Raw genomic sequence first — 24,402 nt, forward strand, 5'->3', positions numbered from 1 at the left:
TTCAGACATTAAGATTCCCCTTCCTAACAGGAATTATCCTCATGCCAAGGGACAAAAAGCATTCATCAAGCAAATGATATGACAGTCAAAACATGCAATTTTTACCCACAGATGTTAATGAAGAGCCTATTTTTTCGTATGTTTTCTCTTTTTTGCCTCAAAGATTCTTATTTTCATAAATTTCGTCATCAAAAAAAGATTTCCAGAAAGGAAACCTTTAGCGTTCTAATGCCAATTGAATCAGACGATCAACAAGTTCAGTTGTAGGAATACCTGCATCTGCCATCAACATTGGATACATAGAAATATTAGTAAAGCCTGGTAAAGTATTGATTTCATTGAGATAAACTTCACCTGTATCATTATCTAAGAAGAAATCGCAGCGAGCTAAGCCATGGCCATCAACAGCCTTGAAGGCAATTGGCGCCATTTTACGGATATAATCCTGAACACTCTGATCAACGCGAGCTGGAATGCAAGTTGCCGACTGTTTATCTTCATATTTACTTTCAAATGTATAGAATTCCCCATGAGGAAGAATCTGACCCACTCTTGATACAATAAGATCATCATTACCCAGTACGGCACATTCTAATTCTGTCGCATTGATAGCTTTTTCAATTAAGACTTTACGGTCATACTGACCAGCTTCTTGTAAACGTGGGAGAATGTCTTCTTCACGTGTGACTTTATAACAGCCTACTGATGAACCAGAACGGCTCGCTTTAATAAAGACTGGTAAGCCAAGATCATGTTTCACTCTTTCGACAATCTCGCGATCTTCGCTTGTATCATCATTGATGATGACAAATTCTCCATCATAACGCTTAAACGCATAGAGAGATGGAACTTGTTTAATGTTGGCAGCATTAAATAGCTTTTTCGCAACAACCTTATCCATTGCGGCAGCTGAATCAATAACGCGACAACCAACATAAGGCACGTTGCACATTTCTAGAATACCCTGAATTGTCCCATCTTCGCCATAAAGACCATGTAAAGCTGGGAAGACAACATCAAATGATTTCAAATAGGCAAAATTATCTTTGATCTCTGTTGCCCCTTCCAACCAATTCTCACTGGCATAATCACGTACTTCATCAGCTAGCTTGTACCAAGAACCTTCCTTCGTAATTCCCATAACTTCAACGCTTATTTCATCTTTAATAGATTTACGAATATTAGTACAAGACATTCTTGAGATACTATGTTCTGTCGACTGACCACCACATATTAATAATAATTTCATGCTTCTTTCTCCTTAAGTGCACCAATAACTTCTTTAAGCTTCATACCATTGCTGCCCTTGACAAGAATGACATCACCCTTCTGCAAGTTTGGCAATAAATATTGTACGAGAGCATTATTATCCTCAAAGTGCTTTGTGTCAATACCATTTGTCTTACAGACATCACTGATATAGGCTGCTGCCCTGCCGACAGTCAAAACAACATCCACATGCTTGTCACAGCAATACTGCCCAACTTCGCGATGAAGCTTTTCTTCATAGTCCCCTAGTTCAAGCATATCAGCTAAAACAGCAATCTTTCTGCCATGATATTGGGCAAGTACATCGATACTGGCTTTCATCGAATCTAAGTTGGCATTATAGGTCCCATCAAAGACTTTAATACCACCTTTTAAAACAAACATATCAGCACGATTTTTTGTCAGTTCAAAAGTCGCAATACCCGTCTTAATTTTTTCCACAGGAATATGGAGACTTAAGCCGACCGCTATCGCACTTAGGGCATTGTAAATAAAATGCTTACCTGGTTCATTGACAATAAATGTTTCACTTCGGCCATCAATATCCACTTTAAATTTTGAACTACTTTCATTCAAAACAAGATCGTAGGCCTTTAAATCAACTTCACTATCAATGCCTACTTTATAGACTTCATAGTCATCAGTGCTATGAACAGTCGCCAACATGTCATTATCGCCATTGACGATTAAACGGCCACCTTTCTTGAGCCCATGCGTAATTTCCATTTTAGCCTTAAGAATGTTTTCTCTTGAACCCACTTCCCCAATATGAGCTGTTCCGACATTGGTAATAACAGCCACATCAGGCAAGGCAATATGGGTCAGATAATCAATCTCACCTAAATGATTCATGCCCATTTCAATCACCATTGCTTCTTCTTGGCGATAGTTGAAGATTGTGAGCGGAACACCAATATCATTATTAAAGTTACCCTGAGTCTTGAGAGTTGTATAACTTTGTGCTACGACGGAAGCAATCATATCTTTCGTACTTGTTTTACCAACAGATCCAGTTACCCCAACAACCAATGCCTGTGATTTTTTTCTGATATAACGGGCAATATCACCCATAGCTTGATGGGTATCTTTAACTAAGATGAGATTATGCTTTAAATCATCAATGGGATGATCAGTCAGTGAAGCGATTGCTCCTTTTTCAAAAGCCTGTCCAATAAAGTCATGGCCATCACGCTTGCCCACTAATGGAATATAAAGATAACCTGGTTCGACATGACGTGTATCTTGCGTCAATCCAGTCACTTCATCATTTTCATTTCCAGACAATAACTGTCCCTTTGTCGCCTTGACAATTTCCTCAATTTTCATAATTTTCCCCTATTTAAATAAACGTCCTTTTTTATGATTTGTCGTATTAACAGAGACCCAATGGCCATTTTCTTTCACAATCAAATTATTGTCAATAAGACTATAGTCATAGTATCCTGCAATCATACCTTTATAGACATATTCCTGTTTCTTATCTTTTAAAGATATTCTCACAATCCCCTTACCACCAACATAGCTATAAGCATATTGATCATTAATAAGGGCACTGCCCATAAGTCCTGAAGCAATCGTATCGCTTGTCTTCTTCTTTAAGTCAAGGACAATCAAACTGCCATTATCATCCACATAATAAAGACATTCTTTATTGTAGACAAGCGTATGAGCACGGGTCTGTTTTATCAAGGCAATCTGTCCTGATTTTGTATCATAAGCACATATAGCTGTCTTTGTTGTAAAGTAGATGAGATCACCCACAGGATTAATACAATAGACATGATCATTGACAAGTTTCTTTGATACACCTGAAGCAATATCATAGGCATATAAAGATTCCTGGTCACTATCATTTTGATAGTAGATGACATCTTTGGTAGCTACAACATAGTAACTATTATCTTTGACAATGATTCTTTTTTCTTGTGTCTTCAAGTTATATGAACAGATCATATGTGAAGCATTCGTATAATACAGATAATTCCCCACAACATTAATATAATTCACAGCTTCTGTTGTTATTTCTTTAGGATGCTTGAAATTCTCATCAACCCGAATCAAATAACCTGCATCATCTGTCATATAGACATATTTCCCGCTTTTTGCCATCAAGCCACTACCTGCAAGATTGGACAGTCTCTCTGCTTCACTCATCTTGTTTGCTTTAAATGTCGCCGCAATGGTCACACCATCTTCATTGGCTAGGGCAATTTTAGGTGAAGTAGCGAGATAGTAATAACTAGCGCCCCAGGCAAGAATCATGACAAGAAAGGCAATGATGACCTTCTTCCAGTGAATTGTATGATCAATATGGGGATCATCAATGATTTCATTGTTGACCTCTTCCTGGCCAACAACTTCCCCTTCATAGAGATCTTTAACTGGCTGGTAATGATAAGGTGACTGATACTGAGGAACTTCTTCTTTAAGCTTGTGGCCACAATGCTGACAAAAGTTCGCTTCTTCTAGATTCGGTGCATGGCATTCAGGACAGCGAATAATCTTCATTCCACAATGAGGACAGAAGTTGGCATTCTCGTCTAGCTCATAATGACATCTAGGACATTGCATTACTTGTCACCTTCTTTCTTCTCATCAACCACCTTATAATCCACATCAATCACATCAGGATCATCTTGTGATGTATTCATTGTCTCATCATCCTTCTTGTCTTTTCTCAACGCATTGACAATCGCATAAATAATAGCAGCCACAAGAACAACTGGCCAAATGACAATAAATATGCGAAAGAACAATCCTAAAATAGCAAGTATAATAATCACAACCGCAAACAATACCAAAATATCCATAATATCCTCCTAGTATCTAAAAAGTTCAACAAGATTGACATTAAGCCCATGGGCAAACTTCTCAATCGCTTTAAGACTGACATTGCGTCGGCCTCTTTCTACATCTGATACATAGTTCTTAGAAAGCTGGCAGCGAAAGGCGAGCTCTTCTTGAGACATATGCTGGAGATTACGCAATTCTCTTATGCGCATCCCAAATCTTTCTTCAATCGTAATACTTTTTTCCATAATCATGACTCCAATTGTCTTAATCGTTCGGCTTCATCACTTATTTTCTTAAAACGATGATGAAGACCGGATTTACTAATTGTCTGCCCTGTTTCATCAAAATAGACATCCGTTAATTCACTTAGTGTCAGTTCAGGATTGGCAAGACGGATTTTAGCGACAATCTGTGTTTTTGAATCCAGAATCTCAATACCTGCCTTATCAATGACATAAGCAATATCATCAATTTGTTTCTGACTTGCACTCATCGCTTTCATCTCATTGGCAATATCACAATTGTTCCATCGATTGACAGTATTAGCCATGGAACGATCAATGCGGGTTGTTTCAAATTCCATGACAGAATTACTTGCTCCAATAGCTCTTAAGAAGTCACCAATCTTCTCCGCTGACTTGAGATAAATGACATATTTACTACGTCTTTTAATAACTTTTGCATTCAGTTCATACTCATTCATTAGCTGCTGAATATAGTAGGCCTGTTGTTCGCTATCAGCACTCATTTCAAGATGATAGTTTGATGTATCAGGGTTGTTGACAGAGCCTGAAGCAAGAAACATACCAGCAAGATAGGCACGCTTTGTATCGGGCGTATTGATAATCGCATCGCTTGGCACTTCCGGAAAACCAAGACCATCCATGAGATGGAGATCATCTAGTATGACTTTCGCTTTTGAGACACGTAAGACATAAATATTGTTTTTGGCGAGTTTCATCTTGCGTGAAACCATGAATTCAATACTTGGATGATAAAGCTCTTTGAGGAGCTTATGGACAAAACTTGCGACCTTGGCATTTTCTGTACGTATCGTTAAGCTCATGCCATTGCCTAAATGCAATGTTCCAGTAACCTTGATCAATGCTGTCAACAAAGCTTTTGAACAAGGAATATCAAAGTCATTAAAGACAATTTCTTCTTTGACTTTTCTTGAAAAAGAGAGCATGAAAAAACTCCTTTCTAATGATCGGCATCACGGTGCCATTTATAAACCTGGTAGAATTGTGAATAGTAATCATAGAGATAATTGGTCAAAGTGACAGAACGATGCTGTCCTCCTGTACATCCAATCCCTACAATAACCTGCATTTTACCTTCTTTTTCATATTCTTTTAATAAGTAATTATAATAAGTGGTTGTTTTTTTAATGAATTCCTGTGTTTCTGGCTTTTCCATGACATAGTCATAGACTTCTTTGTCATTGCCTGTCTTATGTCTTAATTCTTCAACATAGAAGGGATTAGGCAAGAAACGTACATCAAGAACAATATCAGCATCCTTAGGAATACCATATTTGTATCCGAAGGATACAAAGCTTACTCTAAAGACTTCCTGGGCAGAATCATTGAATGAGGATTCAAGTACTTGTTGGAGCGTTGTTGGCTTTAAAAGTGTGGTATCAATGATTCTATTGGCACTTGATGAAATCTGTTCAAAAATCTTGCGTTCAAGCTCAATCGCTTCCGTCAGAGAACTTGCCTTATTACGGATAATAAGAGGATGTGAGCGTCTTGTCTGCTTATAGCGATGAATAAGCTTACCATCAGCACAATCTAAGAAGACAATATAGAGATTAATCCAGTCTAAGTTATCAAGCACACGGATTGCCTGCATAGCATCATTGAGCGAAACTGCCATTGCAATTCTCTGATAAGGTGAATGTCTCAGATAGTCACCAAAAGCTTCCAATAAATCAACAGGATAATTATCAATGCAATAATATTGCATATTTTCAAATACAGCCATGGCCTGTGTTTTCCCAGCGCCTGACATACCAGTGACAAGGACAACATCAGTTTTATGAATATTTGTACTCTTTTCCATAGCGAAGCCTCCTTTTAGTCAACACATTATACCATCTCTTTCATCATTTTCCAATTATAAGTGTACATATTACAAAGAAAAAAGATAGGTTGCCCTATCTTGAAAGAATTTCTTTGACACCTGTCATAAAAGCATCCATCTGTTCATCCGTACCAATTGATACACGTAAATAGTTTTGAATACGATCCGCATTGAAATAACGTACAATAATCCCTTTCTTACGCAGTTCTTTAAAAATATATGCCGCTTTCACTCTAGGATGAGAAATAAAAATAAAGTTGGCATAGCTTTCAGGAATAATAAAGCCTAGCTCTCTAAGTTCGGCCATAATGCGTGTACGTGTGGCCATGACTTTCTTCGCATTCTCTTCGATATAGGCACTATCGGCTACACTCGCTTCACCAATAGCCTGATTGAGGGCATCAATAGGATAAGAGTTGAAGGAATTCTTGACATCATAGAGATGAGAAATCAGTTCCTTGTTGCCATATGCCGCACCAAGACGACTGCCAGCTAAACTTCTGAATTTAGAGAATGTCTTCACAATCAGTAAATTCTCATAATCCTTCAATAAACCAAGACAGCTCTGTCCCCCAAAATCAATATAAGCTTCATCAACAACAACCACAACATCTCTATTATGATCCAAGATATCTTTAATATCATCAACACTCAACAACAAGCCAGTAGGCGCATTAGGATTAGGGAAGATCACTCCCCCATTATCGCCATAATAGTCTTCTTTATTGATTGTGAAATCATCACATAAAGGAACTTTATGATAATGAATTTGATACAACTCACAATAAACAGGATAGAAAGAATAAGTAATATCAGGGAAGAGAATTGGCTTTTCGCCATTAAAACATGTCAAGAATGTCAATGCCAGTACTTCATCACTGCCATTACCAATAAAGACCTGTTCATCGTCTAAATGATGATAACGAGCTAATGCATGTCTTAAATTCTCTGCATCGGCATTAGGATAAAGTCTTAAGCGATTGGCATCAAACATTTGAATAGCCTCTCTTACCTTTTCTCCTGGATCATAGGGATTTTCATTTGTATTCAGTTTAATTAAATTCTTCATCTTAGGCTGTTCCCCAGCTACATAGGGTTCAACCTGTCTTAAATTATCTCTCCAGCTCATAATACCCTCCTAAGATATCATCAATAAATTCATAAACGTAGCTATAGCTTTTTTGCGCTTTTTCTTTAATACTTAGATCACTAAAATGAAATGTTGCACCAACATCACACATCTCAATCATTGATAGATCGTTGTAAGAATCACCAATGCCAAAAGTCCGATGCTTATCACCTAAATAATGCACAAGATCTTTAATGCCTGTTCCTTTAGAACAATGGGCTGGTACGATATCGAGGAAGATTTCATTACGATGGGCAATAGCTTCATCCCGATAGTTTTCATTAATGATATCCATATATTTCTGTGTAATAGAGAAATCATCAGTATCCTGATGTGTACAAAGAATGGTAAAACCATGAGAACGATGATATTCATCGATGAAATCTAGATCTGTTGGTTTGTGGGAAGGGAAGTAGGCACACTTGCCTTGATAATAGGACAGCTGCTCATCATCATTCGCAAAATAGCTATATAAATGCTTCTCTTGCACAAGCATATCCAGAATTTCTACACCTGCTTTTTGACTTATACGATGTTCAATAATAGCTTTTTCCCCATCATAGATTTCCCCACCATTATTAAGAATCATATAATTATATGGCAGTCCTTGTTCAATTGCCGGAACGACTTCAAATTTGCTTCTTCCCGTGCAGATTGCCACAATGCCTCCAGCATCTTGAAATTTATGTAAGGCATCAATATCTTTTTGTGTCTTGACTTTACCATTTTCAAGTAAAGTACCATCTAAATCGGTAAAGAGAATCACATCAGCACCTCCCTATCTCTTTTCCCTTATTATATACATTGTATACACTTATGCCAAACAACTTTTACAAAAAAAGAAGCCACAAAGACTTCTTCATCATGCCTATTCACATTCTAATACAACATTCGATTTTCTTTCAAAAATTAAACGGAAAATCCATCTTACTAAAGGTCCCCCAAAGAAAATCTGCCAGGCAAGGGCCATTGGGAAATTAAGGGCTGAAACCTGTAACCAAGTACCTAGTAATCCAGTCTGCCCATAATCTTTAAACAATAATGTGGCAACAAAGCTCATTGTTGGACACATCAGACATACAGTTAAACTTGAACGAATAAGGATCACCCATAATAAAGGCATATGATCATCAATAATTCTTTCAAATAAATAAATGACAGCTCTTTCTAAGACAAAGACTTCTAAAACAAAGGCAATCGGCCACATCAGCTTCAATTCACCTAAAGCCATCACAAAGACTTCATTTGTCATCCCACCAATGTTCAATGCAATGTTGTAACAAATTATGGCATAAACCATAATAAAAGTCATCATTAAAGCAAAGACAATATTTTGGAATTTCGTTTTTGGCATTTCAATACTCCTCTTCTATTATTTACGTGTTGTTCATACCAAAATGTAAGTTGCCAATTTTACCGCATTGATAGGACTATAACATAAAAATAATGTTCATGTAAGAAAAAAAGATAGGTTTTCCTATCTTTTAAGAGAGTGATCACCATTGGTTGTTATGCGCAAAGTGCTTTTATAATAGTCACCATCTTGATAGATGACCAGGGAAGCATTTTTCAGATAAGCACCAATACCATAATGACCAATCCTATCTTTCTTTTCTTCAAAGACATCTTTCTGTTTCAACATTTTTGTCACTAAGGCATCATATGTTTGAACCGGCATAAATGTGCTGATCCTTTCACGTTCATTGCCTAATGTCAATTCATCAAAATGAGAGAGATGACTTTTTGTATAAGAAATTGTCTGTTCATCTTCTTGCTTTCGATCATAGATACGATTGATAGTAAGAAGTTCGGTATCAGATAAGTGTGCTTTTTCAACAAGATTAATGCGCACATCATAATCGGAATAAATGACAAAGCTAGCCTGGGCAGTAAACTTTGTTGCATATTGTTTATTAAGTGTTGTGGTGTAGTTGTTGATGGGTTCAAGAAAATCATCCGCATTACCGACATTCTTTTGAAAAGAGGCAATAGAATCAAAGCTATAGAGCTTCCCTCTTGTCTCATTTTCTTCAACAGGCTTAATTGTGAATGTGGCTGCATCTTGAAGGTCATCATGTAAAATATTGACTGTTGAATAAATTGATGATGCTATTGGCAATACAACTACTAAGAAAACAATGAGTAAAAGTGGAAGGAGTGGATATTGAAACGGTGTAACCTTGGCACGATTTTTTAGATCATAGCCACAATAGGGGCAAAAATGGTCTTCTTGACGCACGTCATGATGACAACGTGGACATTTCATACTATCCCTCCTTGTAATAATCTTTCATAAAGTCTCTAAATTCTTGTTCAAAGGCTTTTCTCTTTTCTATTTGTTTTGCACGATCCTTGATTTCATAATAGTCTTCATTAAGATACATATACTGCTTACCAACCTTGCCATTCGTAATGACTTCTAATGTTGGTGTCCAGTTAAACTTTAGTTTCTTCTGAAGATTTTCATAAAAGGCGATATCCTTCTTTTGTGCATTTTCTGCCTTGGCCTTTGCCCGGTATGTCTTGGTGTTAATATAATAAACACCTTCATTTTTATGCTTGTTTAAGTAATCTTTGAGCAATGGTTCGAACTGCTGGCAATCACCACAGTCTGGTCGACCGATATAAAGAATAAATTGTTTATCTTCTTTCATCAAGCTCATGAGTTTATCATAATTGACTTCTTCGATTCCTTTTACTTGCACACGTGTTGTCTTTGTGTTTGACGCACAGCCTGCTAGAAGCAATGCTGATAGAATCATAAGAAAAATCTTTTTCATATAACCCCTCCTTTTATGCCTCCTATTCTAACATATGTCTCTTGAAAGACAAAGAAAAAAGCCTAGGTTTCCCTAAGCTAAAAAAAAACTATTTTTTCCTATCCATGGACTTATTCGCATCAATAAGAGTCACATCTTTTTCCTTAAAATGAAGTACTGTTTTATATTGTTTAATATGATTTTGATCTGTCTTTTTGACTTGTAGATATGTCCCAAATACTTCTATAGCAGCCTTTTTATCGGTTGGTTGAAATTTTTGTTGATAGGTACCACTCTTAATGAGTTGATCATCATAATAGAAATCATATTTCATATTCTTTAGATCAGGTTGATTATAGATATCGATGCCATGTTCCTTTGAAAAAGCAGGTATATTGATTCTTAGTTTGAAATACAGATAGTCTGTCACTTCTGAACGTGTGAATGTATAGAGTGTATCTTGATGAAGGTAAACTTTATTTTTATCATATGTCTCACTAAAGGTTGGTTTTGCTTTATTCTCAGCTTTCTTGTTTGACGTTGTACATCCAGTAAAGAGCAATATCGTTAATATGCATACAAATAGTCTTTTCATACAATGTTCCTATCTTTCTCTATTCATCAATGAGCTATGATAGCTTCATGTGATTCTTTCCATTTCTTCTTAATAATTTCATACGTTACTAAAAACATTCATGAAACTAAGTCAAGATTCCTTCCCATCTAAATCACCTCTCTATTTCAATGTTACCAAAGTCTAATTTTTTTACAACATATTTAAAATCTTGTACAAAAAAAGCCTAGGTTTCCCTAAGCTTGAAATCTTACTGAAGACTTTCTGGATCATTTTCAATTAAGACATTACCTGTCATTTCTTCAGGGATTGGCTGTCCTAATAATGTCAAGATTGTTGGTGCTAAGTCACCTAACTTGCCGCCTTCTTTTAATGCGATATGTGAATTTGTGACAATTAATGGAACTGGATTAGTTGTATGAGCTGTGAATGGGTTACCTTCTTCATCAAGTTCTCTTTCAGCATTACCATGGTCAGCAGTAATTAACATTGTACCGCCCATTTCTAATACCTTTTCATAAACTTCACCAACAACTTCATCAACAGTTTCAACAGCGCTAATAGCAGCAGGAATGATGCCTGTATGACCAACCATGTCACAGTTAGCGAAGTTTACAACAACAACATCAAATTCACCAGAATCTAATTCTTCGATTAATTTATCTTTAACAAGATATGCAGACATTTCTGGCTGTAAGTCATATGTAGCAACCTTTGGTGAAGCGATTAAGTCACGCTTAGCTCCTTCGATTTCCTTATCAACACCACCATCGAAGAAGAATGTTACATGGGCATATTTTTCAGTTTCTGCAATTCTTAACTGCTTTAAGCCTCTTTCTGCTAAGTAATCACCTAATGTATTGCTTAAAATCTGTGGCTTGAAGGCTATATGACCCTTAACGCTATCAGCATATTTCATCATTGATACAAAGTATACATTAGATAGCTTTGTAGCAGGTGTATAACCCTTATCAGCATAGAATTCTGGATTAGTAATTAATGTAGCCATCTGGATAGCTCTGTCTGGACGGAAGTTAGCGAAGATGACTGCATCATCATTAGCAATTGTTCCATCAACAGTGCTGTTATAGCCTGGTACTACGAATTCATCAAATACATCTTCCTTGTAAGAATCTCTTACAAACTGTACTGGATCAGTGAATGATTTACCAGCATGATCAACCATTGCTGTATAAGCAAGATCAACACGATCAAATCTCTTATCACGGTCCATTGCATAATATCTACCAGAGATAGTAGCAATTGAACCTACACCAATCTTCTTGATCTGTTCTTCTAATTCTGCAATGAAATCTTTACCTGAATCAGGAGCAACATCACGACCATCAAGGAAGGCATGTACATAAACATTTTCCACACCCTGAGCTTTAGCAAGTTTCAATAAAGCATAGATATGTTCATTTGATGAATGAACACCACCTGATGAAAGTAAGCCCAAGATATGTAATTTACTATTATGCTTCTTAGCATGGTCAATTGCAGCTAAGAATTCTTCATTCTTATTGAATTCACCATCACTTACAGCCTTATTAATTAATGTCAAAGACTGATAAACAACTCTACCAGCACCGATATTCATATGGCCAACTTCTGAGTTACCCATCTGTCCTTCTGGTAACCCAACAGCATTACCAGATGCCTGGATTGTTGTTGTTGGATACATTGACATTAAGTCATCTAAATTTGGAGTGTTCGCAAGCTTTACAGCATTGCCGTCAACACGATCAGTTAATCCATAACCGTCTAAGATACATAAAACGATAGGTCTTTTTTTCATAGTTATTTTTCTCCCTTTCTAAACATTGAAATTTTAACATTATTACCTTTTAAAAACAACACACACGCTAAAAAAGAAATAAACCTAACAAAAAAGGTATGCCTCTAGTACATATTTTGTTACTAGAGTTCATACCTTAATCTTGTTGATTCATAGATTGAAGAATAGATCGTCCAAAATCCAAGAGATGATCCAAATCCACATCTTCTCTTCCTCTTGCCGAATAAACAATAATTTCATCATCATAGTATTCAAAACGATTGGAATGAATAATCGAATTAATATCCACTCTAATCGCATCAGGATAAGTAATAAAATGATTTTCCTGCATCTTTCTAAGTAGAATACAATATGTTGATAAAGCTAATTCAAGAGAAAGAATCGTTTTAATACGATCTTTTCTTAAAATATGCATAGCGACAACCTTATTCTCATCGGACAGTCGTTCAAGATGATTTTCAATCATCTCCACATTCGTTATCGCATCTTCAAGTGCTTCTAAATAGACATGCTCTTTGACATCACGACTCGCCATTTCTCAGTGCCCTTCCTTCTCTATAATAATGAAAGAGTTCTAAGCTATAGCTCATACAAGCATAAGCCATAAGAAGTGTCATAACAGCAATCATCATCGTAGAAATAAGCGAATGGCTTAAATCAAAGGCCGCTAAGAAGATGGTGAAGACAAAGTAGACAGCACTCGCAATCTTACCTGGCATTTTAGCTTGAGGAATATGACGCTGATATCTTGCATAGACATAGTAGCCAAAAAACAAGAGCATCGCATCTTCAATAGCCATGATAGCAATCACGATTCCCATTAAAGGATAATGATACATCAGGACTGCTGCTAATGTGAATTGATAGATTTTATCCGCAATAGGATCAAGAATCTTGCCTAAATCCGTAACCATATTGAATGTACGGGCAATCTTCCCATCAAGAAAATCACTAATTGAAGCAAAGGCAAGAATACAAGTAGAAACAAGGTGGAATAATGCACTCTCAACATTGAGATAGACATGTACGAAGATTGGAATCAATGCGAGTCTAATATAGCTGAGAATATTAGGAATACTGAAGATTTCTTTTTTTGAATAACGCATCATTCTCACCTCTTTTTATAATTTTAAGAACTTTCTTACTGAGAAGAAGGCCCCAATAAGACCGACCCCAGCTCCTAGCAACAAGAGAATACCACTAAGCTTATAGACAAATGGGAATGGCGATACAAAGGCAACAAGCCCTGCCCCCATCATCTGCGTCAACTGCTCATAGGCAAATGTATAGCCATAACGTAAGGCAATAATTGGAATGATCGCCCCAAAGAGTCCAATGAAGGCCCCTTCAAGCATGAATGGAATACGGATATACCAGTTAGATGCACCAACCATTCTCATAATGGCAATTTCTGTTGACCTTGCTGTAATTGCCATCTTGATTGTATTCGCAATCATAAAGAGTACAACAACAATCAATGCTACAACGAAGATAGCACCACCATTACGAATATTTTCAAGAATTTTAACAAGTTTATTAGTAGAAGAACCACCATATGTTACTTCATTGACATATTGAATATGTTCAATCTTCTTAGCCACTGAATCAAGATTTTTTACATTCTTGACTTCAACAGTGTAAGCATCACCTAATGGGTTATCATTACGGTAGTTTTCGAATAATTTCTTGTTGTTTTTATCCTGTGATGCAATTAATTTATTTAATTCCTGATCTTTTGAAGAGAATTTAACACTCTTAACACCCTTCAAAGCTTTAAGCTGAGGCTCAATCGCTTTAGATTGTTCCTCGGTCGCTGCTCTGTCTACTTTGACATAGATAGTTAAGCTATTTTCAATATTCACAGTAATCTTATTGACATTTAAGGCAATTGTCATAACAACAGCAATCAATAACAACGTAATTGTTACGGCAAAGATGGATGAAAAAGACATCACACCATTACGCCATATGGAAACAAGCGCTGTTTTACAATGTTTAGGGAAGTTTTTAATCCCACGTAATATCATCATATGTTATAACCTCCTAAACTTGTATCAGTTTTAATACAACCATCTTCAATTCTAATCGTACGTTTCTTATACTTTTGAACGATATCACGGTCATGGGTTACAACAAGAACAGTTGTTTGATTAACCTCATTAATTTTTTCTAGTAATTCAATAATTTCTTTTGAAGTATCAGGATCGAGGTTACCTGTTGGTTCATCGGCAATAAGCACTTTTGGATTATTGACAATAGCTCTTGCGATCGCAACACGCTGCTGCTGCCCACCTGACAATTCATGTGGGAAAGCATTGGCTTTGTCTTCTAGCCCAACAAGTTCCAAGACTCTTCTCACTTTCTTACGGATTTCTACCTTTGGTGTATCCGTGACTTCCAAGGCAAAGGCAATATTTTCAAATACTGTCTTTTTAGGTAATAGACGATAGTTCTGGAAAACGACACCAATCTTTCTTCTAAAATAAGGAACTTTCCAGTTCTTTATCTTTTTCACATCCTGTCCATCTACAAAGACTTTACCACTTGTGGCAACTTCTTCACGATAAAGCAATTTAATGAAAGTGGACTTACCAGCACCAGTAGGTCCAATGACGTAAACAAATTCTCCAGGAGCTATATCTAGGCTGACGTCATTTAATGCTCGAACGCCAGTTTTGTAAACTTTCGTTACATTTTCAAGTTTAATCATTTCTTTCACACTCCCTCAAGCATTATATCACAATACAATAATATGTATCACTTTTTTTCAATTTCACATAGTTCACCAAAATTCATATTTCAACTTCTTTCCATTTATCATTTATGTTATGATAAAAAACAAAGGAGTGTTTTACCATGCGAATATGTCCAATATGTCACAAAGAAATGCATGAAGATGCCTATCTCATCAATAAGGCTAATTTCCTTAATGATTTATATATCGTTAGACGTGATGAGAACTTTGTCAAACATGAAGCACCTGTTGAAGCTGCTGTTTGTCCTCATTGTGGGCATATTGAACTTTTCTATAATTCTATTAAATACCATTTAAATGAGACAGACAAGTAAGCCTGTCTCATTTTTTTATAAATCTATACTTGGTAATGTAAAGCCTCTTCCCTTTACAGAATGGACTTCATTCGTAATGACAAAGGCATTAGGATCAATCTGCTGGATGCGTTCTTGTAATTTTGTCACCTGTCTTCTTGAGCAGACAACCATTACAGCTTTTGTTTCCTTTTTAAAATAGCCTGTTGTAATATTCAGATAGGTTGCCCCACGATCAATCTCTTTAAAAATCATATCAACAAGCTCTTCTGGCTTAGTAGAAATAATGGTTACCTGAATATTACTTTCACCAATCATCATAGTTTTATCTATACAGTACCCAGAAATAATCGCATTGATAATACCATATAGAATACCTTCCATATTCACAAAAGGAATTTGCGCCAACAAAATCACAATATCCACTAAATAAACAACCGTTCCGACTGGAATACTTGTAAACTTATTAATAATAAGAGGAGGTATATCCAAGCCACCTGTTGAATAACCAATACGAAAGACGATTCCAACACCGATACCCTGTAATCCTCCCGCAAATATTGCAGCCAAAAGACGATCATTGGTCAGATTGTTTAAGCCAGGTGTCTTTGCGACAAATTCCAAAAACAATGGGAAGGCAAAGGTGGACACAATCGTGCCCACAATAAAGCGTTTGCCTAGAAAAATCAAGCCAAGAACTAATGCCACAATATTAATAACCAGAACGCTGTAAGAAAGTGATACTGGAATAAAATGTCCGATGACAATGGACATACCTGATGCTCCACCAACAATGATCTTAGCTGGTACTGCAAAACTTTGTACACCAATCGCAAGAAGAAAATTACCAGTTAACACAATGATGGCATGCATGATTAATCGCAGTATACGATTCTGGCTGAACTGATTATACATTCTCTTCGCCTCTTTTTTTCACATAAGCCTTTAAATAAGCATAAATCATATCATCAAGATTGCCATCAAGAATCGCTTGGGGATCATGGGATTCATAACCCGAGCGATTATCTTTGACAAGGGAATAGGGATGAAGAACATAGGAACGAATCTGTGAACCCCATTCAATAGCTTTCTTTTCACCCTGAATTTCTGATAGTTCCTTGGCATGTGCCTCTTGCATCAAGAGATACAAACGGCTTTTCAACATGCGCATTGCTTCTTCCTTGTTTTGCAGCTGACTGCGTTGTGACTGACAAGTAACTACAGTATTGGTAGGAATATGGGTAATACGAACAGCAGAATCCGTCTTATTGATATGCTGTCCGCCAGCCCCACTTGCACGATAAGTATCAATGCGTAAATCATTAGGATTGATATTGACTTCAATATCATCATCAATCTCTGGCATAACATCGACTGAAGCAAAGGATGTATGACGTCTTTTTGAAGAATCAAATGGTGAAATACGAACAAGACGGTGAACACCTTTCTCACTCTTCAAGAGGCCATAGGCATTCTTGCCACTAAAGCGCAGCGTTACGCTCTTAATTCCCGCTTCTTCACCTGCAAGATAGTCAACAACTTCAATCTTCCAGCCCTTCTTTTCACCATAACGCATATACATACGCATCAGCATTTGCGCCCAGTCCTGCGACTCCGTTCCTCCAGCTCCAGGATGGATATCCAAGAGGGCATTGTTATGATCATATTCTTCATCAAAAAGAAGTGTTTTTTCATACTCATCAAGATGCTTCTCAAAAGCCATATAATCACTTTCCAGTGATTCTCTAAAATCAGCATCATCCGTATCCTTGACATAATCATAGACTTCTTCTAATTCATCAAAGCTATTCTTCAACGCTTCATAACCATCTACGATAGCTTTCATATCATTCATCTTGCTGTAGATTTTGGTTGCACGTTTCTGGTCATCCCAGAAATCAGGTGCTTCACTTTTAACTGTTAAGCCTTCTATTTCTCTTTTTAATATTTCTATATTTGCAGAAACAAACAATTCATTCAATAAAGAGCGAGCTTTTTCAAGCCCGCTTCTAATTTCATATAATTCCATTATTTAAATTCAAGCTCTACCTTGATCTGTGGAATGTTCATTTCTGCTTCTGTACCTGGACGGATACCCATATGTACAATCGTCTTAGAGATATCTTGAGAAATAGATTTAGTCATCTCTTCAAACATATAGAACCCTTCTTCAGTATATTCCTGAAGTGGATCACGCTGGGCATAGGCTCTTAAGTAAATACCATTTCTTAACTTACTCATTGCATCGATGTGGTTAATCCAAGTATGATCAATAACACCAAGAAGAACACGGCGTTCATAATCAAGCTTGATTTCATCAGGTAAGTCTTTATTGAATCTGTTTTCATACTGAATAGAACAGATTTCACTTAAGGCATTGACAACCTTTTCTGGTTCATGTTCAACAGCTTCGATATTTGAAGGTTCAATTGTTGATAAAAGCATATAATTCTTAGCCACATGATTCACTAAATTCTTTACATCAACAACTGGTTTCTTGCCAGAATCATCTGTGTAATTCTTAATATCTTCTTCAATAGCTGTCTTAAACATACCTTTGATGATTTCTGTTAAATCCTTAGATAACATAATATCATCACGTTCCTTGTACATGATTTCACGCTGCTGACGCATAATATCATCATATTCAAGAAGCTGTTTACGAATATCAAAGTTCTGTCCTTCTACACGCTTCTGTGCTGATTCAATCGAACGAGACACCATCTTAGATTCAATGACATCATCACCAAGGAAGGAATCAGTGAAGGCCTTAACACGTTCATTCGCAAAACGCTGCATCAATTCATCTTCAAATGAAACATAGAAAACTGAGCAGCCTGGATCACCCTGACGGCCAGAACGTCCACGCAACTGGTTATCAATACGGCGTGATTCATGTCTTTCACTACCAATAACCATTAAACCACCAATTTCAGGTACGCCCGCACCTAGTTTAATATCGGTACCACGACCAGCCATGTTTGTTGCGATTGTTACTGCACCCATAACCCCGGCATTAGCGATAATCTGAGCTTCTTTGGCATGGTTTTTCGCATTCAGGACATTATGTTTAATGCCTTCTTTTCTTAATAAATTACTTAAGACTTCAGAAGTTTCTACGGCAACTGTACCAAGCAAGATTGGCTGACCATAAGCATGACGTTTCTTTACTTCTTCAACAATAGCTTTATATTTAGCACTCTTTGAAGCATATACACGGTCAGGCATATCTTCTCTGATAACTGGCTTGTTTGTTGGAATTTCAACAACACGCATGTTGTAGATTAAGCGGAATTCTTCTTCCTCAGTCTTAGCTGTACCAGTCATACCTGCAAGCTTATCGAATAAACGGAAGAAGTTCTGATAAGTAATTGTGGCAAGGGTTACAGTTTCCTCCTTGATTGGAACACCTTCCTTTGCCTCAATAGCCTGATGTAAACCATCAGAATAAGCACGACCTGGCATTACACGACCAGTGAACTGATCAATGATCATGATCTGAGCATTACGAATATCATGCGTACCATCATCAGTTGCTACCATGTATTCGACATCCTTTGTCATTGTATAGTTCGCTTTTAATGCCTGATTAATATAATGTACTAAAGCTGTATTCTTTGGATCATAAAGGTTTTCAACCTTAAACGCTTTTTCAGCTTTATTGATACCTTCATTTGTAAGGGTAACAGTCTTGCTTTCGACATCTACTTCATAGTCTTCTTCATTCTTTAAGCTCTTTGCGAAATGATCTGCAGAAACATACATACTAGCTGTATGCATCTTTCCACCAGAAATAATCAATGGTGTTCTTGATTCATCAATCAAGATTGAGTCAACTTCGTCGACTAAAGCATAATGTAATGGTCTTAAGACTTTTTCTTCATAGCTTGTCACCATGTTATCACGTAAGTAATCGAAGCCAAGTTCAGCATTTGTTGTATAAGTGACATCACAGGCATGCTGTTTACGCTTATCATCAGCATCAAGTTCACGCTTATTAAGACCTGTTGTTAGTCCTAAGAAACGGAATACCTTACCATTCTGTGTACAGTCACGTTCACTTAAGTATTCATTGACAGTAATGACATGAACCCCTTTGCCTTCAAGGGCATTTAAGTAAACAGGGAAGATACCTGTTAATGTTTTACCTTCACCAGTCTTCATTTCTGCGATATCACCATTGTGTAAAGCAATACCACCCATTAACTGAACTTTAAATGCTTTTAAGCCAAGCACACGGTATGTTGCTTCACGAACAACGGCAAAAGCTTCTACAAGAATATCATCCAATGTTTCACCTTTTGCTAAACGTTCCTTGAAGAATGTTGTCTGAGCAGCAAGTTCTTCATCCGATAATGCAGCGACCTGATCTTCCATAGCAAGAATTTCATCAGCCTGCTTAGCTAATTTTCTGACAATTAAACGATCCTGTGAAAAAGCATATTTGACTTTTCCAAAGAATCCAGGATGTTCATCCTGTGGTTTTGTAGAAAAAGGCAATGGTTTAGCCTTTGTCTTAATATCATCAAATGTCTCAACAACAATATCATCACCACGGTTATCGCCAAGATCGACGATATCTGCCTGCTGGTTCAATTCTTGATGTTCAGCACCTTCTTTTGCGATTTTCTTTTTATACTGTTTCTTTATTTCAGCTTTCTTTTTAGGCATAGTTAACCTCCCATTTGCAAAAACACAATCATTATAACATAAGCTATCTTAAAGAACAAACTTATATACTACGAAAGAATATCAAATATTCGCCAATATTCAAGCTTTTCTTTATTTTTTTACGTAAATCAAAAGTTTTTTTCTAAATGAAAGGAACGTGTCGCAAGAACAAGAATTTCTATTGAAGTAGGATGATAAAGACAAATCAGCTCAAGACATTTTTCAAGTGTTGATCCTGATGTAATGACATCATCAAAAAGCAATACCTTCTTCTTTCTTAAAACATCACCATTCTTAATATCAATGATATCTTTAATCTTCTGACGTCCTTCAAAGCTTTGTTCAGCTTGTTTAAAGGGGGCTTTTTTATAGAGACCGGTAAAGATATCAGAAGAAAAAGAAGAGGCTATACCCGCAGTAGGTATAAAGCCTCTCTTTTGGTTGGCAATATCATCACTTGGTGCAACGACAACGACATGGTTATGAAAATATTGGGAGAGAAAATGATGAAAATTGACAGTAAAAGCGTTTCTTAGCTCGTAATCATATTGCCCCTTATAGCGAAATAACAGTGTTTGAAAGAAGGCATTATAACGATAAAGAATCGTTATTTTTACGTCATGGAAAAGACCGACATAATGGATCGTCTCAAACTGTGATAAACAGGATGTACATAGGGGGGTATCATAAACTAGAGTGAAGAGACTAGGCTCTTTTCTTACTGGTTGGTGACAGATGAGACAGAGAGGTTGTTGAGATAATGGATTGTGGATATGCATTTTTTCATCTCCTGACTGATTGTTTCTGCAATAAAGATCACTTCCCCCTGATAATGTTCCATTGAACGCCCCACCCTTCCTTCGATCTGCATAAGCGTACGTTCATCAAAGATTGGATGGGAGGCTTTCATAACAATCACCTGCACATCATCAACAGTGATCCCTCTTTCAAGAATTGTTGTAGTAATGATGACATCAAGCTGATGATTTCTCAGCTGATCGATATATTGATTTATATGTGGGGTAGAAGATGAAACGGTCGCACTTCTGACATGCTTTAGTTTATGCTGATAATAGGGAAGATCTTCAATGCGTGGCACATAGATCAAGACCACTTTACCTTGATGAATAAATCGCTGTACAATTTGTTTCATTAGCAGCCAATCACATTGTTTGGGGCATCGTTTAATCACCGGTAAAGGGAGATCATGTTGATGATAACGGCGATTCATAACCAAGACATCTTCGTCATGAATATCACTTGAGATCAGTGTTGCACTCATCTTGATAAAACAGCGACAATAACATCTGTCAAAGATGGCATTGAGTACTTCATCACCATAAAAAGGAAAAGCATCTGCTTCATCCATAAGCAGTAAGCCAAAAGGTTTGTCAACATAGCGATAGAGCTGGTGGGCTGTACATATAATAAGAGGGGCTTCTTCATTTATTTTCTTTCCGCCATAAAGACAACCAATTGTAATACCATGAATAGCTTTCAACATACGTTCATAAAGTTCTTCCACAAGGGCTTTGCGTGGTAAGGCAAAACATACGCGTTGACCAGAGTTAATAACATGGCATATGACTTGATAAGTCATTTCTGTTTTGCCCGAACCACAAACCGCCATAACAAGCGTATTAACCTTGCGTTCATAATTTGCCACAAGCGCATCAGAGATTTCCTGCTGTCTTTTCGATAAGGTAAACTTGAGTGAATAGGAAGCTTGCATTCCTGAAATATGGACATCCTCCCTTTGTTGTTCATCAATGAATACCCGGTTAAACTGAATGCATTTACGACAATAGATACGTCCATGCATTTGTGCAAAGTAGCGTGGGTCCTGATTCCCACAACGAGGACATTTCATTTCTACCACCCAAGTACATGATAACGTAAAAAGACCTCCTGAGAGTCTCAAAGTTGTCTCAAAAAGGTCTCAAAACACTTATCCTGCACTTTCAAGATTATTCGGAGATGAGATGCTGATATAAAGCACCAATAAGATTCGCATCATTATTAAATTGACAATTCACAATTTCTACCTTCGCCCAAGGGAAAGCATATTGTTGATAATAATGATAAATATCATCATAATTCTTTTGAATGAGTTGAAGTAATAAAGGCTGAACAGAAATGCCACCACCAATTGCCACACGCTCTAAATCCACAATCGTATTGATGTTGATAATCTGAATAGCGACTTCCCTAGCAAAAGCATCAATTCCAGCAATGACTTTTTCATCACCATGATTTGCACGTTCAAAGATTTCAATACCAGAAAGCTGAATCTCTTCACCAAGTGCTTCTTGTACATGTTCCAGCAATCCTTGAATTCCACAACGTGTTGCCCATACATCTTTCACATTTTTTGGATGATGATAATCGGTCAAGAGACCGCTGACTTCACCAGAAGCAAAATGCTTACCAGGTACGACTTTATGATTCATGACAAGACAACCACCAATACCTGTACCAAGAACAATCACATAGGCATCATCAACATCCTTCAAAGCTCCATAACCTACTTCAGCATTGGCAGCACATTTTGCATCATTACCAATTGTAATAGGAACAGGAATATAGGCACTTAATTCTTTCACGAATTCAGTGTTGTTGTAATAGCCTAAGGCACCAGATGTATAAGTATAACCTCTTTCTGGATCAATGGCACCAGGCATCGAAATAGCCACTCCAGCAACATCATCATAATGTTGATAGATGGATGTCAACGTCTGATAAAGCTCACCTAAGCTTTTTGGTGTAGCAATTTTCCCTTTATCAATAAAATGCCGCTCTGCATCCATTAAACCATACTTGATACTACTTCCACCAATATCACATACTACATACTTCTTCATAACTTTCCTCCACTTTAATCAATTCCATATTGTTTAAGCTCATTCGCAATAGCTTCTAGATAATAAATCACAGGCACCTGTGTCGCATTGGAAAAGAAATATTGATCACGAACACTTGGCATATAATAGCATAATGCCTTATCACTACTTCTTGCCGCTAAGGAAGTGGCTAGATTAGTAATAGTGATTGTCGGGATATGTCTCTCTTTCAACAATGTAATCACTTGAATCATTTCCGGTGTCTCACCAGAAACAGTCAGCACAATAGCGACATCATCTTGATGAAAGACATCAATACGACTCGAAAAATCTTCAACATGAATTGCATTCTTGCCATGACGATTAAAAAGCATAGCCCCGGCCTTGGCAATACCATCAGAAATACCCAGTCCATAAAACAAGACCGTATCCGCCTTAGCAACCATTTTCCCTGCTTCTCTCACATTTTCATCAAACTCGCCATCATTGACATGTTGAAAGAAGTCCATGATGTAGTTGAGATTGGATTCATTGGGTTTGACATATTCATTGTTGTCAATCTTTAAGGCAATCTTCCACTCTGCAAACCCGGCATACCCTAGTTTCTTAGCGACTCTTGAAATCATCGCTGGAGAGACATGGAGAATGGCTGATAAATCTTTCATCTTCATTGATGTGATTGTCTCTTTATGAGATATGACATAATGATAGATTTCAAGCTCTAAATGACTTAAGTATTTAATATTATCCATTCACTTTACTCCTCTTTATTAAAATGGACCTACTAGGTCCATTTTAACAAGAAATACAGTTTTTCATACGTTTTTTCTCTTTTTGTAATTGAATGAGCTGATTTTTATATTCTCTTGATGAAATATCAACAACAAGAGTATGACAGACAAGATCATGCAAAGACTGATGGGACTTCGTCAAGACCAAAAGAACAACGGAAAGAATTGTAAGTATAAGACCTACAATCGTATAGATCTTAGTGAAAGTTGCTCCTGATAAAAGACGTAAGAGCTGGTGGAAAGTCGCTGTTGAGGCATAGATGCTTCCTTCAACAAGCATCATCATGACCACTTGTCTTATCACTAGTGTCTTCTTTGATAATGCACTATAGTCCTCATTGACTATTTTAAGTTTCATAAGCTTTTTTCCCAATGTCTGTCCATCATACTTATAAGGAATGAAGACATAATAGAAGAAGATCACAATAAAACAAAGTAACGCCACAATGATATTCACTGGATATTCAAAGAGTGCTATTTGATTAGGGATGACTTTGATATGATCATGCATCGTATAATAAATCACCATTAAAGGAAGGGATGCCAGTGCTGCTCCTAAATACCAGTCAATACCATAGGCTATAACACGCTTGATAAGTGATGTAGGATTAGCTTTCTTATTGAAAATCTTCTTCATTGTAT

Annotated in this window: 27 protein-coding genes; 1 reads left to right on the forward strand and 26 read right to left on the reverse strand. The window is 36.9% G+C overall.

Annotation, left to right across the window (positions count from 1 at the left end; translation table 11 throughout):
* Positions 1-217: 217 nt before the first annotated feature.
* The 18 genes from FYJ79_RS07290 to ftsE all read right to left on the reverse strand — a co-directional run bounded on the left by FYJ79_RS07290 (position 218) and on the right by ftsE (position 15,120).
* Positions 218-1,249, reverse strand: coding sequence for a D-alanine--D-alanine ligase family protein (locus FYJ79_RS07290; protein WP_154516131.1), 1,032 nt, complete (start codon positions 1,247-1,249; stop codon positions 218-220).
* Positions 1,246-2,595, reverse strand: a complete 1,350-nt coding sequence (locus FYJ79_RS07295; RefSeq protein WP_154516134.1) for a UDP-N-acetylmuramoyl-tripeptide--D-alanyl-D-alanine ligase — start codon at positions 2,593-2,595, stop codon at positions 1,246-1,248. The genes FYJ79_RS07290 and FYJ79_RS07295 overlap by 4 nt, the downstream gene beginning before the upstream one ends.
* 9 nt (positions 2,596-2,604) lie before the next feature.
* Complete coding sequence (locus FYJ79_RS07300; protein WP_154516137.1) at positions 2,605-3,840, reverse strand: DUF5050 domain-containing protein; 1,236 nt, start codon at positions 3,838-3,840, stop codon at positions 2,605-2,607.
* Positions 3,840-4,079: a hypothetical protein gene (locus tag FYJ79_RS07305; protein ID WP_154516140.1), complete on the reverse strand. Its 240-nt coding sequence runs from the start codon at positions 4,077-4,079 to the stop codon at positions 3,840-3,842. The genes FYJ79_RS07300 and FYJ79_RS07305 overlap by 1 nt, the downstream gene beginning before the upstream one ends.
* A gap of 9 nt (positions 4,080-4,088) precedes the next feature.
* Positions 4,089-4,307 carry a helix-turn-helix domain-containing protein gene (locus tag FYJ79_RS07310; protein WP_154516143.1) on the reverse strand — a complete coding sequence of 73 codons (219 nt, stop codon included), beginning with the start codon at positions 4,305-4,307 and terminating at the stop codon, positions 4,089-4,091.
* A gap of 2 nt (positions 4,308-4,309) precedes the next feature.
* Positions 4,310-5,251: a DNA-binding protein WhiA gene (gene whiA / locus FYJ79_RS07315; protein WP_154516146.1), complete on the reverse strand. Its 942-nt coding sequence runs from the start codon at positions 5,249-5,251 to the stop codon at positions 4,310-4,312.
* A 14-nt stretch (positions 5,252-5,265) separates the two neighbouring features.
* Positions 5,266-6,129: an RNase adapter RapZ gene (gene rapZ, locus FYJ79_RS07320; protein ID WP_154516149.1), complete on the reverse strand. Its 864-nt coding sequence runs from the start codon at positions 6,127-6,129 to the stop codon at positions 5,266-5,268.
* Positions 6,130-6,223: 94 nt separating this feature from the next.
* The gene (gene hisC, locus FYJ79_RS07325; protein WP_154516152.1) at positions 6,224-7,279 is read right to left on the reverse strand and encodes a histidinol-phosphate transaminase; all 1,056 of its coding nucleotides are present in this window, start codon (positions 7,277-7,279) and stop codon (positions 6,224-6,226) included.
* Positions 7,263-8,045, reverse strand: coding sequence for an HAD-IIB family hydrolase (locus FYJ79_RS07330; protein WP_321042382.1), 783 nt, complete (start codon positions 8,043-8,045; stop codon positions 7,263-7,265). The genes hisC and FYJ79_RS07330 overlap by 17 nt, the downstream gene beginning before the upstream one ends.
* Before the next feature lie 102 nt (positions 8,046-8,147).
* Entirely contained in the window at positions 8,148-8,633 is a 486-nt protein-coding gene (locus FYJ79_RS07335) for a DUF2798 domain-containing protein (protein ID WP_154516155.1), read from the reverse strand.
* Positions 8,634-8,756: 123 nt separating this feature from the next.
* Positions 8,757-9,545 (reverse strand): zinc ribbon domain-containing protein, encoded by a 789-nt coding sequence (locus tag FYJ79_RS07340; protein WP_154516158.1) that lies wholly within the window; start codon positions 9,543-9,545, stop codon positions 8,757-8,759.
* A gap of 1 nt (position 9,546) precedes the next feature.
* Entirely contained in the window at positions 9,547-10,059 is a 513-nt protein-coding gene (locus tag FYJ79_RS07345) for a thioredoxin family protein (protein ID WP_154516161.1), read from the reverse strand.
* An 88-nt stretch (positions 10,060-10,147) separates the two neighbouring features.
* On the reverse strand, positions 10,148-10,633 hold the full coding sequence (locus tag FYJ79_RS07350; protein WP_154516164.1) for a hypothetical protein: 486 nt from the start codon (positions 10,631-10,633) through the stop codon (positions 10,148-10,150).
* A 229-nt stretch (positions 10,634-10,862) separates the two neighbouring features.
* Positions 10,863-12,410 (reverse strand): 2,3-bisphosphoglycerate-independent phosphoglycerate mutase, encoded by a 1,548-nt coding sequence (gene gpmI, locus FYJ79_RS07355; RefSeq protein ID WP_154516167.1) that lies wholly within the window; start codon positions 12,408-12,410, stop codon positions 10,863-10,865.
* 136 nt (positions 12,411-12,546) lie between these two features.
* Positions 12,547-12,945: a hypothetical protein gene (locus FYJ79_RS07360; RefSeq protein ID WP_154516170.1), complete on the reverse strand. Its 399-nt coding sequence runs from the start codon at positions 12,943-12,945 to the stop codon at positions 12,547-12,549.
* Positions 12,932-13,519: a CDP-alcohol phosphatidyltransferase family protein gene (locus tag FYJ79_RS07365; RefSeq protein WP_154516173.1), complete on the reverse strand. Its 588-nt coding sequence runs from the start codon at positions 13,517-13,519 to the stop codon at positions 12,932-12,934. Before FYJ79_RS07365 ends, FYJ79_RS07360 begins: the two co-directional genes overlap by 14 nt.
* Positions 13,520-13,531: 12 nt before the next feature.
* Positions 13,532-14,440 carry a permease-like cell division protein FtsX gene (gene ftsX, locus FYJ79_RS07370; RefSeq protein WP_154516176.1) on the reverse strand — a complete coding sequence of 303 codons (909 nt, stop codon included), beginning with the start codon at positions 14,438-14,440 and terminating at the stop codon, positions 13,532-13,534.
* Complete coding sequence (gene ftsE / locus FYJ79_RS07375; RefSeq protein WP_154516179.1) at positions 14,437-15,120, reverse strand: cell division ATP-binding protein FtsE; 684 nt, start codon at positions 15,118-15,120, stop codon at positions 14,437-14,439. The genes ftsX and ftsE overlap by 4 nt, the downstream gene beginning before the upstream one ends.
* Before the next feature lie 146 nt (positions 15,121-15,266).
* Between ftsE and FYJ79_RS07380 the strand changes: the two genes are divergently transcribed.
* Positions 15,267-15,479, forward strand: coding sequence for a hypothetical protein (locus FYJ79_RS07380; RefSeq protein WP_195837036.1), 213 nt, complete (start codon positions 15,267-15,269; stop codon positions 15,477-15,479).
* Positions 15,480-15,494: 15 nt separating this feature from the next.
* Here the strand turns inward: FYJ79_RS07380 and FYJ79_RS07385 are convergent, their stop codons facing one another.
* The 8 genes from FYJ79_RS07385 to FYJ79_RS07420 all read right to left on the reverse strand — a co-directional run bounded on the left by FYJ79_RS07385 (position 15,495) and on the right by FYJ79_RS07420 (position 24,397).
* Positions 15,495-16,373 carry a YitT family protein gene (locus tag FYJ79_RS07385; protein WP_154516185.1) on the reverse strand — a complete coding sequence of 293 codons (879 nt, stop codon included), beginning with the start codon at positions 16,371-16,373 and terminating at the stop codon, positions 15,495-15,497.
* The gene (gene prfB, locus FYJ79_RS07390) at positions 16,366-17,487 is read right to left on the reverse strand and encodes a peptide chain release factor 2 (RefSeq protein WP_154516188.1); all 1,122 of its coding nucleotides are present in this window, start codon (positions 17,485-17,487) and stop codon (positions 16,366-16,368) included. Before prfB ends, FYJ79_RS07385 begins: the two co-directional genes overlap by 8 nt.
* Positions 17,487-20,129, reverse strand: a complete 2,643-nt coding sequence (secA, locus tag FYJ79_RS07395; protein WP_154516191.1) for a preprotein translocase subunit SecA — start codon at positions 20,127-20,129, stop codon at positions 17,487-17,489. Before secA ends, prfB begins: the two co-directional genes overlap by 1 nt.
* A gap of 128 nt (positions 20,130-20,257) precedes the next feature.
* The gene (locus FYJ79_RS07400) at positions 20,258-20,908 is read right to left on the reverse strand and encodes a ComF family protein (RefSeq protein ID WP_154516194.1); all 651 of its coding nucleotides are present in this window, start codon (positions 20,906-20,908) and stop codon (positions 20,258-20,260) included.
* A complete protein-coding gene (locus FYJ79_RS07405; RefSeq protein WP_154516197.1) occupies positions 20,848-21,999 on the reverse strand; it encodes a DEAD/DEAH box helicase in 1,152 nt (383 codons plus the stop codon). Before FYJ79_RS07405 ends, FYJ79_RS07400 begins: the two co-directional genes overlap by 61 nt.
* A 97-nt stretch (positions 22,000-22,096) precedes the next feature.
* A complete protein-coding gene (locus FYJ79_RS07410) occupies positions 22,097-22,990 on the reverse strand; it encodes an ROK family protein (RefSeq protein ID WP_154516200.1) in 894 nt (297 codons plus the stop codon).
* A 14-nt stretch (positions 22,991-23,004) separates the two neighbouring features.
* Positions 23,005-23,721, reverse strand: a complete 717-nt coding sequence (locus FYJ79_RS07415) for a MurR/RpiR family transcriptional regulator (protein ID WP_154516203.1) — start codon at positions 23,719-23,721, stop codon at positions 23,005-23,007.
* A 43-nt stretch (positions 23,722-23,764) separates the two neighbouring features.
* Positions 23,765-24,397, reverse strand: coding sequence for an RDD family protein (locus tag FYJ79_RS07420; protein WP_154516206.1), 633 nt, complete (start codon positions 24,395-24,397; stop codon positions 23,765-23,767).
* Positions 24,398-24,402: the final 5 nt, after the last annotated feature.

It is taken from the genome of Sharpea porci (genome assembly GCF_009695655.1).
Lineage (GTDB): Bacteria > Bacillota_I > Bacilli_A > Erysipelotrichales > Coprobacillaceae > Sharpea > Sharpea porci.

Coding starts and splice junctions, on each gene's coding strand:
- FYJ79_RS07290 (WP_154516131.1), bottom strand. CDS start 1,249: ATGAAATTATTATTAATATGTGGTGGTCAGTCGACAGAACATAGTATC.
- FYJ79_RS07295 (WP_154516134.1), bottom strand. CDS start 2,595: ATGAAAATTGAGGAAATTGTCAAGGCGACAAAGGGACAGTTATTGTCT.
- FYJ79_RS07300 (WP_154516137.1), bottom strand. CDS start 3,840: ATGCAATGTCCTAGATGTCATTATGAGCTAGACGAGAATGCCAACTTC.
- FYJ79_RS07305 (WP_154516140.1), bottom strand. CDS start 4,079: ATGGATATTTTGGTATTGTTTGCGGTTGTGATTATTATACTTGCTATT.
- FYJ79_RS07310 (WP_154516143.1), bottom strand. CDS start 4,307: ATGGAAAAAAGTATTACGATTGAAGAAAGATTTGGGATGCGCATAAGA.
- whiA (WP_154516146.1), bottom strand. CDS start 5,251: ATGCTCTCTTTTTCAAGAAAAGTCAAAGAAGAAATTGTCTTTAATGAC.
- rapZ (WP_154516149.1), bottom strand. CDS start 6,129: ATGGAAAAGAGTACAAATATTCATAAAACTGATGTTGTCCTTGTCACT.
- hisC (WP_154516152.1), bottom strand. CDS start 7,279: ATGAGCTGGAGAGATAATTTAAGACAGGTTGAACCCTATGTAGCTGGG.
- FYJ79_RS07335 (WP_154516155.1), bottom strand. CDS start 8,633: ATGCCAAAAACGAAATTCCAAAATATTGTCTTTGCTTTAATGATGACT.
- FYJ79_RS07340 (WP_154516158.1), bottom strand. CDS start 9,545: ATGAAATGTCCACGTTGTCATCATGACGTGCGTCAAGAAGACCATTTT.
- FYJ79_RS07345 (WP_154516161.1), bottom strand. CDS start 10,059: ATGAAAAAGATTTTTCTTATGATTCTATCAGCATTGCTTCTAGCAGGC.
- FYJ79_RS07350 (WP_154516164.1), bottom strand. CDS start 10,633: ATGAAAAGACTATTTGTATGCATATTAACGATATTGCTCTTTACTGGA.
- gpmI (WP_154516167.1), bottom strand. CDS start 12,410: ATGAAAAAAAGACCTATCGTTTTATGTATCTTAGACGGTTATGGATTA.
- FYJ79_RS07360 (WP_154516170.1), bottom strand. CDS start 12,945: ATGGCGAGTCGTGATGTCAAAGAGCATGTCTATTTAGAAGCACTTGAA.
- FYJ79_RS07365 (WP_154516173.1), bottom strand. CDS start 13,519: ATGATGCGTTATTCAAAAAAAGAAATCTTCAGTATTCCTAATATTCTC.
- ftsX (WP_154516176.1), bottom strand. CDS start 14,440: ATGATGATATTACGTGGGATTAAAAACTTCCCTAAACATTGTAAAACA.
- ftsE (WP_154516179.1), bottom strand. CDS start 15,120: ATGATTAAACTTGAAAATGTAACGAAAGTTTACAAAACTGGCGTTCGA.
- FYJ79_RS07380 (WP_195837036.1), top strand. CDS start 15,267: ATGCGAATATGTCCAATATGTCACAAAGAAATGCATGAAGATGCCTAT.
- FYJ79_RS07385 (WP_154516185.1), bottom strand. CDS start 16,373: ATGTATAATCAGTTCAGCCAGAATCGTATACTGCGATTAATCATGCAT.
- prfB (WP_154516188.1), bottom strand. CDS start 17,487: ATGGAATTATATGAAATTAGAAGCGGGCTTGAAAAAGCTCGCTCTTTA.
- secA (WP_154516191.1), bottom strand. CDS start 20,129: ATGCCTAAAAAGAAAGCTGAAATAAAGAAACAGTATAAAAAGAAAATC.
- FYJ79_RS07400 (WP_154516194.1), bottom strand. CDS start 20,908: ATGCATATCCACAATCCATTATCTCAACAACCTCTCTGTCTCATCTGT.
- FYJ79_RS07405 (WP_154516197.1), bottom strand. CDS start 21,999: ATGAAATGTCCTCGTTGTGGGAATCAGGACCCACGCTACTTTGCACAA.
- FYJ79_RS07410 (WP_154516200.1), bottom strand. CDS start 22,990: ATGAAGAAGTATGTAGTATGTGATATTGGTGGAAGTAGTATCAAGTAT.
- FYJ79_RS07415 (WP_154516203.1), bottom strand. CDS start 23,721: ATGGATAATATTAAATACTTAAGTCATTTAGAGCTTGAAATCTATCAT.
- FYJ79_RS07420 (WP_154516206.1), bottom strand. CDS start 24,397: ATGAAGAAGATTTTCAATAAGAAAGCTAATCCTACATCACTTATCAAG.